This is a genomic window from Kocuria oxytropis (genome assembly GCF_040981195.1).
Lineage (GTDB): Bacteria > Actinomycetota > Actinomycetes > Actinomycetales > Micrococcaceae > Kocuria > Kocuria oxytropis.
Genome location: NZ_JAVFXA010000002.1, coordinates 195,531 through 210,409 on the forward strand (window position 1 = coordinate 195,531; position 14,879 = coordinate 210,409).

10 protein-coding genes and 1 tRNA gene are annotated in these 14,879 nt (G+C 73.3%); 9 read left to right on the top strand and 2 right to left on the bottom strand.

Annotated features, from left to right (window positions below):
- Window positions 1–25: 25 nt before the first annotated feature.
- Window positions 26–4,054, bottom strand: coding sequence for an ATP-dependent RNA helicase HrpA (gene hrpA, locus QYM41_RS03315; protein WP_368798310.1), 4,029 nt, complete (start codon window positions 4,052–4,054; stop codon window positions 26–28).
- Between the two features lie 174 nt (window positions 4,055–4,228).
- On the opposite strand from hrpA, the gene QYM41_RS03320 reads away from it, so the two are divergent.
- The 4 genes from QYM41_RS03320 (at window position 4,229) to QYM41_RS03335 (ending at window position 7,637) form a co-directional block, all read left to right on the top strand.
- Window positions 4,229–5,233: an ABC transporter substrate-binding protein gene (locus tag QYM41_RS03320; protein WP_368798311.1), complete on the top strand. Its 1,005-nt coding sequence runs from the start codon at window positions 4,229–4,231 to the stop codon at window positions 5,231–5,233.
- Between the two features lie 141 nt (window positions 5,234–5,374).
- Window positions 5,375–6,313, top strand: a complete 939-nt coding sequence (locus QYM41_RS03325) for an ABC transporter permease (RefSeq protein ID WP_368798312.1) — start codon at window positions 5,375–5,377, stop codon at window positions 6,311–6,313.
- 3 nt (window positions 6,314–6,316) lie between these two features.
- The gene (locus QYM41_RS03330; protein ID WP_368798313.1) at window positions 6,317–7,144 is read left to right on the top strand and encodes an ABC transporter ATP-binding protein; all 828 of its coding nucleotides are present in this window, start codon (window positions 6,317–6,319) and stop codon (window positions 7,142–7,144) included.
- Between the two features lie 130 nt (window positions 7,145–7,274).
- On the top strand, window positions 7,275–7,637 hold the full coding sequence (locus QYM41_RS03335) for a hypothetical protein (RefSeq protein WP_368798314.1): 363 nt from the start codon (window positions 7,275–7,277) through the stop codon (window positions 7,635–7,637).
- A 107-nt stretch (window positions 7,638–7,744) separates the two neighbouring features.
- Here QYM41_RS03335 and QYM41_RS03340 read toward each other — a convergent pair.
- Window positions 7,745–7,817 (bottom strand) — tRNA-Arg (locus tag QYM41_RS03340).
- A gap of 105 nt (window positions 7,818–7,922) precedes the next feature.
- Here QYM41_RS03340 and argS point away from each other — a divergent pair.
- The 5 genes from argS (at window position 7,923) to thrB (ending at window position 14,574) form a co-directional block, all read left to right on the top strand.
- Complete coding sequence (argS, locus tag QYM41_RS03345) at window positions 7,923–9,593, top strand: arginine--tRNA ligase (protein ID WP_368798315.1); 1,671 nt, start codon at window positions 7,923–7,925, stop codon at window positions 9,591–9,593.
- A 4-nt stretch (window positions 9,594–9,597) separates the two neighbouring features.
- Window positions 9,598–11,046, top strand: a complete 1,449-nt coding sequence (gene lysA, locus QYM41_RS03350; protein ID WP_368798316.1) for a diaminopimelate decarboxylase — start codon at window positions 9,598–9,600, stop codon at window positions 11,044–11,046.
- Window positions 11,046–12,368: a homoserine dehydrogenase gene (locus QYM41_RS03355; protein WP_368798317.1), complete on the top strand. Its 1,323-nt coding sequence runs from the start codon at window positions 11,046–11,048 to the stop codon at window positions 12,366–12,368. The genes lysA and QYM41_RS03355 overlap by 1 nt, the downstream gene beginning before the upstream one ends.
- 133 nt (window positions 12,369–12,501) lie before the next feature.
- Window positions 12,502–13,611, top strand: coding sequence for a threonine synthase (gene thrC / locus QYM41_RS03360; RefSeq protein WP_368798318.1), 1,110 nt, complete (start codon window positions 12,502–12,504; stop codon window positions 13,609–13,611).
- Window positions 13,612–13,617: 6 nt separating this feature from the next.
- Window positions 13,618–14,574, top strand: coding sequence for a homoserine kinase (gene thrB / locus QYM41_RS03365; protein ID WP_368798319.1), 957 nt, complete (start codon window positions 13,618–13,620; stop codon window positions 14,572–14,574).
- Window positions 14,575–14,879 lie beyond the last annotated feature (305 nt).

Genomic DNA, 14,879 nt, shown 5'->3' on the forward strand with positions numbered 1-14,879 from the left:
GCGGCCCGGCGCCCCGTCCCGCGGGTCAGGCCCGCGCGCTGTCGAGGGCGTCCTTGAGGGCCTTGCGGATCCGCTTCTCCGAGACGGTGTGGGCGGTGCCCAGCTCCTGGGCGAACAGGGAGACCCGCAGCTCCTCGATCATCCAGGCGACCCGGCGCAGCTCCTCCGGGACCGGCGCGTGCGGCGGCAGGGAGTCCAGCGCGGCGTCGTAGTCGTCCTCGAGCTTCTGCACGGCCAGCAGGTGCACGGTGTCCCGCTGCAGGTGACCGGTGAGCTTCTCGAGCCGCACCTCCATCGCCCGCACGTAGCGGGGCAGGTGCTGGAGCTGCTCGTAGCCGGTGGCGGCCACGAACCCCGGGTGCACCAGGTGCTCGAGCTGCGCCTTCACGTCGTTGAGCGAGTTGACCGCGGCGAGCGAGGAGGAGCGCTTGAGCTGCCGGCGGATCCGGGCAGCGCCCGAGAGCACCTGCTCCACGATCGCGGTGACCTGGAAGACGGTGTCGATGAGCTCCGCCCGCACGTGCTCGTGCAGGGCGTCGAACGCGGCACGGGTGAACGGGGGGTCGGCGGGGGTGAGCCTGTCGATGGCCGCGACCGTGCAGTCCGCGATGAGCTCGGCCACCGACCCGTGCGGGTTCTGCGTGAAGACCAGCTTCTCCCGGTTGTTGAGGTGCTCCAGCACGTAGCGCTCGGGGGAGGGCACGCGCAGCTGCAGCAGTGTGATCACGCCCCGCCGCTGGGCGCTGCGCTGCTCGGCGGCCGAGGGGAGGATGCGCACCGCGACCGTGGCCTCCCCGCCCGCGGCCCGTCCCGCCGTGCCCCGGGGACGCTCGGGGACGAGCGCAGGCCACCCGGTGATCCGCTGGCCCGCCACCGTGGTCTCGACGCTGCGGGGCAGGTCCTCCTCCGGCCAGCGGGTCAGCCCGGAGCGTTCGAGCGCCGCGGGCGCCGGGTCCGCCGCCGGGGGCCGGGGGGCGGGGGAGCGCGGAGCGACCCGGTCGGGCCCCGCGGCCCGCTGCCCTCCGGGGGCGGCGGGCACCGCGCCGAGGGACTCGGCCAGCGCGGAGCGGATCTCCTCGTGCAGCTCCGCCCGGAGCGCCTCGAGGTCCTCGCCCTCGCCCAGCACCCGGTTGCGGCGGTCCCGCACCTGGAAGCGCATCCGCAGGTGGGCGGGGACGGCGTCCCAGTTCCAGGACCCCGGCGGGACCACGTGGCCCTTGAGCCGGCGCAGCACCAGCTCCAGGGACGGCTCCAGGGGGTCGGAGGCCGGGTCGAAGTCCGCCTCGAGCATCGCCACCGCCTGCCGGGCCACGTCCGGGGCGGGCACGAAGTTGCGGCGCACCGCCTTCGGCAGGGACCGGATGAGCGCCGTGACGAGCTCGGTGCGCAGGCCGGGGATCTGCCACCGGAACTGCTCGGGGTCCAGCTGGTGGAGGAACAGGACGGGCACGCGCACGGTCACGCCGTCGGTCCGGTCGGTGCCCGGGGCGAACGCGTAGGCGAGGTCCAGCACGAGCTCGCCCTCGCGGGTGCTCCGGACCCACTGGCGCGGGTACCGGGACTCGTCGTAGCCGCCGGCCTCCTCGTCGATCAGGTCCTCGGGATCCAGGTCCAGGAGGTGCTCGTCCTGCTGCCGGGCCTTCTTCCACCAGGCGTCGAAGTGCCGTGCGGAGACCACGGACTCCGGGACCCGCGCGTCGTAGAACGCGAACAGCGTCTCGTCGTCGACCCGCAGGTCCTTGCGGCGCAGCCGGTTCTCCAGCTCCTCGACCTCGGCCAGGCGCTTGCGGTTGCGCGCGAAGAACCGGTGCCGGGTCTGCCAGTCCCCCTCCACGAGGGCGTGGCGCAGGAACAGCTCCCGGGCCAGGGCGGGGTCCACCCGCCAGAAGTTGATCCGGCGCTGGGCCACGAGGGGCACGCCGTACAGCGTGACCTTCTCGTAGGCCATCACGGAGCCCTGCGCCCGCGACCAGTGCGGCTCCGAGACGCTGCGCTTGACCAGGTGCGGGGCCAGCTCCTCGGCCCACAGCGGGTCGACGGCGGCGTTGACCCGGGCCCACAGCCGGGAGGTCTCCACGAGCTCCGCGGACATGATCCAGTCCGGGGACTTCTTGAACAGGTTCGACCCCGGGAACACGGCGAACCGGGAGCCGCGGGCGCCCTGGTACTCGCGCTTGCGCTCGTCCTTGAGCCCGATGTGGCTCAGCAGCCCCGCCAGCAGGGACACGTGGATCTCCCGCTCCTTCCCGGAGGGGTCCACCTCGCGGCCCTTCCCGACCCGGATCCCGACCTGCTGGCCCATCTGGCGCAGCTGCGCGTAGAGGTCCTGCCACTCCCGGATCCGCAGGAAGTTCAGGTGCTCCTGCCGGCACAGCTTCCGGAAGCGGGTGGACGAGAGCTCCTCCTGCTGCTCCTGGACGTAGCGCCACAGCAGCAGCCAGCTGGTGAAGTCCGAGTTCTCGTCGAAGAACCTCCTGTGCAGCTCGTCCGCCCGCTGGCGCTGCTCGAGGGGGCGCTCGCGGGGGTCCTGCACGGTCAGGGCCGCCGCGAGGACCATGACCTCCCGGGCGCAGCCCCGCCGGTCCGCCTCCACGATCATCCGGCCCAGCCGCGGGTCCACGGGCAGCTGCGCCAGCTGCCGGCCCACCGGGGTCAGCGGGCCGTCCCCGTCCCGCCGTCCGCGCTCGGGCGCGGCCCCCGGCTCCCGGAGCGCGCCGAGCTCCCGGAGCAGGGCCACCCCGTCCTTGACGGCCCGGGACTCCGGCGGTTCCACGAACGGGAAGCGCTCGATGTCCCCGGGCTCCTTCACGACCCCCACCGAGGTCATCTGCAGGATCACGGCCGCCAGGGACGTGCGCAGGATCTCCGGGTCGGTGAACTCCGGGCGGGAGAGGTAGTCCTCCTCCGAGTAGAGCCTGATGCAGATGCCGTCCGAGACGCGCCCGCAGCGGCCCGCGCGCTGGTTCGCGGAGGCCTGGGAGACGCGCTCGATCGGGAGGCGCTGGACCTTCGTGCGGGCCGAGTACCGCGAGATGCGGGCCGTGCCGGGGTCGATCACGTACTTGATGCCGGGGACGGTCAGCGACGTCTCGGCCACGTTCGTGGCGAGCACGATCCTGCGGCGGCCCGACGGCGCGAACACCCGGTGCTGCTCCGCCATGGACAGCCGGCCGAACAGGGGCAGGATCTCGGCGTCGGCCAGTCCCCGGACCCGCTTCAAGGTGGCCTGCAGCGCCTCCTGGGCGTCGCGGATCTCGCGCTCGCCGGCGAAGAAGATCAGGATGTCCCCGGGCGGCTCGGCGGCGAGCTCCTCGACGGCGTCGCACACCGCGTCGATCGGGTCCCGGTCCTCGTCCTCGAGCCCGTCCCCCGCGTCCTCGGCGTCCGGGCCGCCGTCCCCCGAGCGCGGCTGGGCGAGCGGGCGCCAGCGGATCTCCACGGGGTACGTGCGGCCCGAGACCTCGATCACCGGCGCCGGCTCGGGCTCGGCGCCGGCGGCCGGCTCCGGCGCGAAGTGCCGGGCGAAGCGCTCCGGGTCGATCGTGGCCGAGGTGATGACCACCTTGAGGTCCGGGCGCCGTGGCAGGATCCGCCGGAGGTAGCCCAGCAGGAAGTCGATGTTCAGGGACCGCTCGTGGGCCTCGTCGATGATGATCGCCGAGTACTTCTGCAGCAGGTGGTCGTGCTGGATCTCGGCGAGCAGGATGCCGTCGGTCATCAGCTTGACCCGCGAGTCGGCCCCCACCTCGGAGGTGAAGCGCACCTGGTAGCCGACCGTGCCGCCGATCTTCTCGCCGAGCTCCGCGGCGATGCGCTCCGCGACCGAGCGCGCGGCGATCCGCCGCGGCTGCGTGTGCCCGATCAGCCCGCGCTCGCCGAGGCCGAGCTCGAGGCACATCTTGGGGATCTGGGTGGTCTTGCCGGAACCGGTCTCGCCGGCGATCACGACCACCTGGTGCGCGGAGATCGCGTCCATGATGTCCGCGCGGCGCGCGGAGACCGGGAGGTTCTCGGGATAGACGATGGTGGAGGGGCTGCTCAGGGATGCTGACATGACCCCCCGATCCTACCGGGGACACGGGCCGCGGCAGGCCCGGCCGCGGTGGACGATCGGGCACCTGCGACACGCCGGCGGAGCCGTTCCGTCACCACTTGTGAGCTGCCTCTCATTTTGTGAACGAACGGAAGGTAATATCGCTGACACCACACTTTCTCGAAAGGACCCACCATGAAGCGACTGTTCCCGATGACGGCGGCCCTCGCCTCCACCGCCCTGCTGCTCACGGCCTGCGGCGGCTCCGACACCGAGGGTGCCGGCGGCGCCGGAGGCGGCGAGGCGGTCGAGGAGGCCACCGTCGGGATCAGCCAGTTCGTGGAGCACCCCTCGCTCGACGCCGCGCGGGAGGGCTTCGTCGCCGCGCTCGAGGAGGGCGGCTACACGGAGGGCGAGAACCTCACCATCGACCTGCAGAACGCCTCGGGCGACCAGGGCACCTCGACCAGCATCGCCTCCCACATGGCGTCCTCGGACGCGGACCTCGTCCTGGCCATCGCCACGCCGTCCGCCCAGGGCGTGGCCCAGGCCGTCACCGACCGCCCGGTGCTCTTCACGGCCGTGACCGATCCGGTCGAGGCCGGCCTGGTCGACTCGCTCGAGAACCCCGGCGGCAACGTCACGGGCACCACCGACATGAACCCGGTCGCGGAGCAGATCGCGCTGATCAAGCAGCTCGACCCGGACGCGCAGTCCGTGGGGATCATCTACAGCTCCGGGGAGACCAACTCCCAGGTCCAGGTGGACATGGCCAAGGAGGCCGCCGCCGAGGAGGGGCTGGAGGTCGTCGAGAAGGCGGTCACCAACACCTCCGAAGTGGCCCAGGCCGCCGAGTCCTTCGACACGGACGCCATCTACGTGCCCACCGACAACAAGGTGGTCTCCGGCCTCGAGGCCGTGATCGCCGCCGCCGAGTCCAAGCAGATCCCCCTGATCGCCGGAGAGGGCGACTCCGTGGAGCGCGGCGCCCTCATCACCCAGGGCATCGACTACGAGAAGCTCGGCCGGCAGACCGGTGAGATGGCCGTGCGGATCCTCGCCGAGGGCGCGGACCCCGCGTCCATGCCCGTCGAGTCCCAGGAGGAGACGGAGCTGATCATCAACCTCAAGGCCGCCGAGCGGATGGGCGTGGAGGTCCCCCAGGAGCTGCGGGACTCCGCCGACCAGGTCATCGAGTAAGTCCCGGGCGGCCGCCGCGGGCCGGCGTCCGGGGACCCCGGACGCCGGCCCGCCCGGCCCCCACCGACCCCGACGGGGCCGGGCCCGCCCGATCGGCGGGCCGGCCCCCGTCTCCCACCAACCAGAACGGATCCAGCAGAAGTGATAGCCGGTATCGAACTCGGACTGCTCTACGCGGTCATGGCGCTGGGCGTGTACCTCACGTTCCGGGTGCTCGACTTCCCCGACCTGACGGTCGACCAGTCCTTCACCACGGGCGCCGCCACCACGGCGATGATCATCCTCGGCGGCGGCAGCCCCTGGCTCGCCACCGCCGCGGGTTTCGTGACCGGCGCCCTCGCCGGGCTGATCACGGGCCTGCTCCACACCAAGGCCCACATCAACGGCCTGCTCGCGGGCATCCTCACCATGACCGCGCTCTACTCCATCAACCTGCGCGTCATGGACGGGCGGGCGAACCTGTCCCTGCTGCGGGAGGACACGATCTTCACCCCGCTCGCCGAGCTGGGCGTGCAGGGGACGTGGATCGGCATCGCCCTGTTCCTGCTCGGGGTCGCCGTGGTCAAGGTCCTCCTCGACTGGTTCCTCTACACGGACGCCGGCCTCGCGATGCAGGCCACCGGTGACAACCCCGAGATGATCCGCTCCTTCGGCGTCAACACGGACCACCAGAAGATGCTGGGCCTGTGCCTGTCCAACGGGCTCGTGGGCCTCGCGGGGTCCCTGGTGGCTCAGTACCAGGGCTTCGCCGACATCGGCATGGGCATCGGCCTGATCGTCGTCGGGCTCGCCTCCGTGATCCTCGGCCAGGGGCTCTTCGGCTCGCGCACGGTGGTGATCGCGACCCTGGCCGTGGTCCTCGGCTCGGTCGTCTACCGGCTCGTCATCACCGTGGCCCTCCAGGCCGGGCTCAACCCGTCCGACATGAAGCTGATCTCCGCGGTCCTCGTGGTGGCGGCGCTCGTGGTGCCCCAGCTGCAGTTCTTCAGGCGCCGGAGGGAACGGCACCAGGCGAGCGAGGCGGCACGCCTCGTCGACGACCTCACCGACACCCCCGCGACCACGAAGGCAGGTGCCTGAGCCGTGCTCACCATCGACAACGTCCACAAGACGTTCTTCGCCGGCACCGTCAACGAGCGGCGGGCGCTCGCCGGCGTCTCGCTGACCCTGCAGGAGGGGGACTTCCTGACCGTCATCGGCTCCAACGGCGCCGGCAAGTCGACGATCCTCAACGCCATCTCGGGGAGCCTGATCCCGGACACGGGCACGGTGCGGGTCGACGACACCGACGTCACCCGGCTGCCCGAGCACAAGCGCGCCCGGTACCTGTCCCGCGTGTTCCAGGACCCCATGAAGGGCTCCTCGCCCACCATGACGGTCGAGCAGAACATGGCGATCGCCTACCAGCGGGGGAAGTCCCGGGGGCTCGCCCCGGGGCTCACGAACGCCCGCCGCCAGCTCTTCCGCGACAAGCTGGCGAGCCTCGAGCTGGGCCTGGAGAACCGGCTGGGCGCCAAGGTGGGCCTGCTCTCCGGCGGCCAGCGGCAGGCCCTGTCCCTGCTCATGGCGACGTTCTCCGAGCCGCGCATCCTGCTCCTCGACGAGCACACGGCCGCCCTCGACCCGCAGCGCGCGGACCTCGTGTCCCGGCTCACCGCGGAGATCGTGGCCGAGCAGAACCTCACCACCGTGATGGTCACGCACAACATGGACCAGGCCCTGCGCCTGGGCAACCGGCTCATCATGATGCACGAGGGCCGGATCCTCTTCGAGCTCGACGCCGCGCAGAAGCAGTCGATGACCGTGCCCGGCCTGCTCGAGCAGTTCCGCCGGCTGCAGCCGGGGGCGGGCCAGGAGGCGTTCGACGACGCTACGCTGTTCGAGAGCGTCAAGACCGAGGACGGTTCCTGACCGGCCGCCGCAGCCCGACGACGGTCCCCGACCGGCACGGACGGCGACGGGGCGGGCCGGTGCGGCCCGCCCCGTCGCGCGCGTCCGGGCCGTCCGCCCGGTCCCGACCAGCAGCCAGGAGAGCACCGCCGTGAGCCAGACCCCCGACCCGCAGCACCCCCGCCGCCGGCGCACCGGGGGGTGGTTGCTGGCCGTGGGCGTGGTGGCCCTGTTCCTCTCCACGTTCACCGTGCCGGAGGCCATCCACCACCTCGCGCGGGTCTCGGCGGGGGAGTCCGAGGGCCTGAGCGGGCGGGCGGTGGCGGTCACCGCCGTGGGGGCCGTGACCCTGATCGGCGGGGGAGCGCTGGCGATCGCCGGCTTCAACTGGCGCCGCTCGGCCGGGGAGGCCCCCAGCCCGGAGGACCGGCTGCTCGACGAGCAGTTCGGCGACGGGCCGGTCCTGCCCTACGACCCGCAGCACCGGCGGCCGCCCCGCGACGACGAGGACTGAGCCGCCGCCACCGCGCCGCGGGGACGCCCGCCCGGGCGCCCGACGGCGCGGCGCGGGAGGGGACGACGAAGGCCCCGGACCTGACGGTCCGGGGCCTTCGACAACGGTGCCCGCGGTAGGATTCGAACCTACGGCCTTCTGCTCCGGAGGCAGACGCTCTATCCCCTGAGCTACGCGGGCCTCTCACCGCCTCAGCGATGAACCTCGACGATACTAGCAGGTTTCCGCAGTGCTCGAGGACCACCCCGGCACGGTCGCTCCACGGCACCTGGTTACACTGGTCCGGTGACTCCAGAACAACTTTCTCTCGCCGTATCCGCATGCCTGCAGGACGCCGTGGCCCGGGGCGACCTCGCCCTCGCCGACGGCGCCCCGCTGCCGGAGGTGCGGATCGAGCGGCCGAAGAACCGGGAGCACGGGGACTGGGCGACCAACATCGCCATGCAGCTGGCCAAGTCGGTGGGGCGGCCCCCGCGGGACGTCGCCGCCGTGGTCCGCGACCGGCTGCAGGCCACCGCGGGCGTGGCCGCCGTCGACGTGGCCGGCCCGGGCTTCCTGAACATCACCCTGGACGCCGCGGCCGCCGGGGAGATCGCCCGGACCGTGGTGGAGCAGGGCGAGGACTTCGGCCGGACCCGGGCGCTGGCCGGGACGTCCGTGAACCTGGAGTTCGTCTCGGCGAACCCGACCGGCCCGGTGCACCTGGGGGGCACCCGGTGGGCGGCCGTCGGGGACTCCCTGGCCCGCGTGCTCGAGGCGCAGGGCGCCGACGTGGTGCGGGAGTACTACTTCAACGACGCCGGCGCCCAGATCGACCGCTTCGCCCGCTCCCTGCTGGCCCGCGCGCAGGGCGAGCCCGCCCCCGAGGACGGCTACGGCGGGGAGTACATCACCGACATCGCCGGGCGCATCGTCGCCGAGAACCCCGGCGTCCTCGAGTCCGGGGACCCGCAGGAGGCGTTCCGCGCGGCGGGCGTCGAGCTGATGTTCGCCGAGATCAAGTCCTCGCTGCACGACTTCGGCGTGGACTTCGACGTGTACTTCCACGAGCAGTCCCTGTTCGACAACGGCGCCGTGGAGACGCTGCTCGAGCAGCTCAAGACCTCCGGCGCCCTGTACTTCGCCGAGGGCGCCTGGTGGCTGCGCTCGAGCGCCTACGGCGACGACAAGGACCGCGTGGTCATCAAGTCGGACGGCCAGGCGGCCTACATCGCCGGGGACATCGCCTACTTCAAGGACAAGCGGGACCGGGGCGCGGACCTGTGCATCTACATGCTCGGGGCCGACCACCACGGCTACGTGGCCCGGCTCAAGGCGGCCGCCGCGGCGCTGGGGGACGCCCCGGAGCGGGTCGAGGTGCTCATCGGGCAGATGGTGAACCTCGTGAAGGACGGCGTCCCCGTGCGGATGTCCAAGCGCGCCGGGAACGTGGTGACCATGGAGGACCTGGTCGAGGCCGTCGGCGTGGACGCCGCCCGGTACTCCCTGACGCGCTTCTCCGTGGACTCCAACATCGACATCGACCTGGGCCTGCTGACCCGGCGCTCCAACGAGAACCCGGTCTTCTACGTCCAGTACGCCCACGCCCGCACGTGCGCCGTGGGCCGCAACGCCGCGGCGGCGGGCGTGGCCCGCACGGACGGGAAGGGCGGGGCCGTCTTCGACGCGTCGCTGCTCGACCACCCGCTGGAGGGCGAGCTGCTGGCCGCCCTCGGCCAGTACCCGTCCGTGCTCGCCCAGGCCGCCGAGTTCCGCGAGCCGCACCGCGTGGCGCGCCACCTCGAGGTCCTGGCCGGCACCTACCACCGCTGGTACGACGCGTGCCGGGTGGCGCCGCAGGGCGATGACGAGGTCACGGACCTGCACCGCACCCGGCTGTGGCTCAACGACGCCGCACGGCAGGTCCTCGCCAACGGCCTGGGCGTGCTCGGCGTGTCCGCCCCGGAGAGGATGTGATCGCATGACCGCGGACCCCACCACCCGCACGGGGGCCTCCCCGCTCGCCCCCGCCTGGCTGGGCGTGCCCGGCGACCTGGACGCGCTCGACCCCGCCATCTGGCCCGAGGCGTTCCGCCGCGGCGGGGACGGCGTGCTGGCCGTCTCGGGGATCCCCGTCACGGAGCTCGCCGAGCGCTACGGCACCCCCTCCTACGTCTACTCGGAGGACACCTTCCGGGCCCGCGCCCGCGAGTTCCGCTCCGCCTTCACCGAGGCGTTCGCCCGGATCGGCGCCGAGGTCTCCGTGTACTACGCCGGCAAGTCGTTCCTGACCACCGAGGTGGTGCGCTGGCTGCGCGAGGAGGGCCTCAACGTGGACACCGCCTCGGGCGGGGAGCTGGCCGTCGCCCTGCGCGGCGGCATGGAGCCCGCCCGGATCGCCCTGCACGGCAACAACAAGTCCGCCGCCGAGATCACCCGCGCCCTCGACCACGGCCTGGGCCGGATCGTGGTGGACTCCCTGGCCGAGATCGAGCTCGTGGCCCACCTGGCGCGCACGCTCGGCGTCGTCGCCCCCGTGCTGATCCGCGTCACCCCCGGCGTGCACGCGTCCACGCACGAGTTCATCGCCACCGCCCACGAGGACCAGAAGTTCGGGCTGTCCCTGGCCGCGCCCGACGGCGGCGGGGACAGCCCCGCGATGCAGGCGGTCGCGGCGTGCGTGCTGGAGCCGGAGCTGGACCTGCGCGGGATCCACTGCCACATCGGCTCCCAGATCTTCGACGCGGACGGCTTCGGGACGGCGGCCGAGCGCGTGCTCGCCTTCATGGCCGACGCCGACGAGCGCTTCGGCCTGACGCTGCCGGAGCTCGACCTCGGGGGCGGCTACGGCATCGCCTACACCGAGGCCGACACCCCCCGCCCGGCCCGCGAGATCGCCGAGGCCCTGGCGGAGCGGGTGGACGCCGCGGCCCGGTCGCTGCACCTGGCCGTCCCGCACCTGTCCTTCGAGCCCGGCCGGGCGATCTCCGGCCCCGCCGCGTGCACCCTGTACACGGTGGGCACCCTCAAGACCGTCACGGCGGAGTCCGGCGCGCCGCGCCGGTACGTCTCCGTGGACGGCGGGATGAGCGACAACGCCCGGCCCGTGCTCTACGGGGCCGACTACACCGCCGTGCTCGCGAACCGCCGCGCCGAGGGCGCCCCCGTGCTCTCCCGGGTGGTGGGCAAGCACTGCGAGTCCGGGGACATCGTGGTCCGGGACGTCTACCTGCCCGCCGACCTCGCCCCCGGGGACATCCTGGCCGTGCCCGCCACCGGCGCCTACTGCTGGGCCCTGTCCAGCAACTACAACTGGATCGCCCGCCCGCCGGTCGTCGCCGTGCGCGCCGCCGGGGAGCCGCCGCGCGCGCGGCTCATCGTGCGCGGCGAGACCGAAGAAGACCTGTTCGCCCGCGACCTGGGAGCCTGATGGACGCCACGACCCCTGACACCACCCGCCCGCCTTCGACCGTGAAGGTCGCCCTGCTCGGCGCCGGCAACGTCGGCGCCGAGGTGGCCCGGACCCTGCTCGACCACGGCGCCGAGTTCGCCGCCCGGGTGGGAGCGCCCGTGGAGCTCGTCGGCATCGCCGTGCGGGACCTCACCGCCCGGCGGACCGTGGAGCTGCCCGAGGAGCTGCTCACGACCGACGCCGAGGCCCTCGTGGACGCCGCGGACGTGGTCATCGAGCTGACCGGCGGCATCGAGCCGGCCCGCAGCCGCATCCTGCGGGCCCTGCACGCGGGCAAGCCGGTGATCTCGGGCAACAAGGCCCTCATCGCCCGGCACGGGCGCCAGCTCCAGGACGCGGCCGACGCCGCCGGGGTGCCCCTGTCCTACGAGGCCGCCGTGGCCGGTGCGATCCCGATCGTGCGCCCCATGCAGGACTCCCTCGCGGGGGACCGGGTGGACCGCGTGCTGGGCATCATGAACGGCACCACGAACTACATCCTCGACCAGATGGACACGACGGGCGCGCAGTTCGACGACGCCCTCGCCGAGGCCCAGCGCCTGGGCTACGCCGAGGCGGACCCCACGGCCGACGTGGAGGGCCACGACGCCGCGGCGAAGGCCGCGATCCTCGCGTCCCTCGCCTTCCACTCCACGTTCACCATCGACGACGTGTACTGCCGGGGCATCACCGGGGTCACCGCCGCCGACGTCGCCGCGGCCCGCGAGGCCGGCTACGTGATCAAGCTGCTGGCGGTCTGCGAGCGCTGCGCCGACGGGGTGAACCTGCGGGTCACCCCGACCATGATCCCGCGCGAGCACCCCCTGGCGGGCGTGCACGGCGCCTACAACGCCGTGTTCGTCGAGGCCGCGAACGCCGGCTCCCTGATGTTCTACGGCGCGGGCGCCGGCGGCGCCGCCACCGCCTCGGCCGTGCTCGGCGACTTCGTCTCGGCCGCGCGCCGGCTCGTGCTCGGCGGCCCCGCCCAGGGCGCGGACCCCCACGCCCAGCTGCCCGCGGCGTCCATGGACGACGTCCGGACCAGCTTCTCGATCACCCTCACGGTCCAGGACCGGCTGGGCGTGCTGGCGCGGATCGCCCAGGTCTTCGCCGACCACGGGGTGTCGATCTTCACCATGCAGCAGAAGGACCACCCGCACGGCGACCCCCGGCTCTCGGAGATCCGGCTCGTCACCCACCGCGGCGCCAACAAGGACCTCGTCGCCACCGTCGACGCGCTGCGGGAGCTGCCGTTCGTCGAGGAGGTCGCCGGTGTGATCCGCGTGGAGCACGCCGACTGAGCCCTCGCCGCGGTGCCGCCCGGTCACCGGGCGGCACCGCGCACGGCGGCCGGACGATCCGCCGCCCCGTGCCCGGAGCACCGCACGAGCACCCCCCCCCGCACCACCGAGTCCACAGGAAGAGATCCAGCACATGGCACACGTCTGGCAGGGCGTCATCAACGAGTACCGGGACCGGCTGCCGGTCTCCGGGTCCACCGAGGTCATCACGATGGGGGAGGGCGGCACGCCGCTGATCCGGGCGCGCGCCCTGTCGGAGCTCACCGGCAGCACCGTCTGGCTGAAGTTCGAGGGCATGAACCCGACCGGTTCGTTCAAGGACCGGGGCATGACGATGGCCATCACGAAGGCCAAGGAGGAGGGCGCCGAGGCCGTCGTGTGCGCCTCGACGGGCAACACCTCCGCCTCCGCCGCGGCCTACGCCCAGCAGGCCGGGCTCACGTGCGCGGTGCTCGTGCCGGAGGGGCGGATCGCGATGGGCAAGCTCTCGCAGGCCGTGGCGCACGGCGCGGACATCATCCAGGTGGACGGCAACTTCGACAACTGCCTCGAGGTCGCCCGCAAGCTCTCCGAGTCCTACCCGGTGTTCCTCGTGAACTCCGTGAACCCCTACCGGATCGAGGGCCAGAAGACCGGGGCCTTCGAGGTCGTCGACACCCTCGGCGACGCCCCGGACCTGCACGTGCTGCCGGTCGGCAACGCCGGCAACATCACCGCGTACTGGAAGGGCTACCAGGAGTACGCCCAGCCGTACGACTCCCCGGCCGCCGGACGGCTGCCCGCCGTCTCCACGAGGCTTCCCGTCATGTGGGGCTTCCAGGCCGAGGGGGCGGCGCCGCTGGTGCTCGGCCACCCCGTCACGGAGCCCGAGACGATCGCCACCGCCATCCGGATCGGCAACCCCGCGTCCTGGGACTCGGCGATCGCCGCCCGCGACGAGTCCGGCGGGCTGATCGGCTCCGTCTCGGACGACGAGATCCTGACCGCGCACCGGTGGCTCTCGGCCCGCGAGGGCGTGTTCGTGGAGCCCGGCTCCGCCGCGGGCGTCGCCGGCGTGCTGCATAAGCACGCCGCGGGGGAGGTCCCGGCGGGGAGGACGATCGTCATCACCGTGACCGGCCACGGGCTGAAGGACCCGCAGTGGGCGATCAAGGCCGCCGAGCGGGAGGACCCCTCGCTCGTCGAGCCGAAGCGCGTGCCCTTCGACGTGGTGGCCGTGGCCGCCGCGCTGGGCCTGGAGTAGTCCCGGATGTTCGAGATCGGCCAGCGGGTCTCCGTGAGCGTGCCCGGCTCCACGGGCAACGTGGGCCCCGGCTACGACAGCTTGGGCCTGGCGCTGGGCCACTACGACGACCTGGCCGTGACCGTGACCGGCGGGGGACTGGAGTTCGAGCTCCACGGCGAGGGCTCCGCGTCCGTGCCCCGGTCCGCGGAGCACCTCGTGGTCCGCGCCATGCGGGCCGCCTTCCGCGCCGCAGGCGTCGAGGACCTGCCGGGACTGCGGCTCGAGGCGACCAACCGGATCCCGCACGGCCGCGGCATGGGCTCGAGCGCCTCGGCCGTGGTGGCCGGCGTGCTCGCCGCGAACGCGCTGCTGCCCGCGGGGCGCGTGCTCGACGACCTGCGCCTGCTCCAGGTCGCCGCCGCCATGGAAGGTCACCCGGACAACGTGGCCCCCTCCCTCTACGGGGGCCTGGTGATCTCCTGGACCGGCACGGACGGCTACCGCAGCGCCCCCGTGACCGTGCACGAGGACGTGGTGCCGGTGGTGGCGGTGCCCGACTTCGAGGTGCCCACCCGTCTGGCCCGCTCCCTGCTGCCCGCGACCGTCCCGCACCACGACGCCGCGGTCAACGCCGGGCGCACGGCCCTGCTCGTCGAGGCCCTGACCCGGCGCCCGGAGCTGCTGCTGCCCGCCACGGAGGACCGGCTCCACCAGCCGTACCGGGCCTCGGCCATGCCCCCGAGCGCCCGGCTGATGGGCGCGCTGCGCGAGCGCGGGCTCCCGGCCATGATCTCCGGGGCCGGTCCCACCGTCCTGGTCCTGGCCGCCGGCCAGGACCAGGCGCGGGAGACGGAGCAGGCGCTGGAGGAGCTCGTGGGCCCCGGGGCCGGCACCGGACCGGTCTCCTGGCGTGTCCTCCGTCTGCGGGTCGACGGCCGGGGTGCTACGCTGGAGAGGCACCCGCAGCAGATCCAGGGGTAGGAAACCGCGCCCAGCGCGGTGAGGACAGCGGGCATCATGAGGGGCTCCGCCCCGGTCCGATGCGCCGAGGTCCTCGGCTCCACCACCTCAGATCCTCCGGTGATCCCCCGCCGGCACCGGCCTCTCCGATGCCGTCGGCGCACCGGTCCGCACCGACACGGGCCGGGGCGCACCACGATCCTGCGGGCACCACCTTGTTCGCCCAGGCTGCCGCGCCCTGAAGTGCGCCCCGCCGCAGGCGGCCCGCCGTCGCGGCCCGCCGGGAACCATCCACGGTCCAGGACTCTGAGATCCATGGGCCCCCC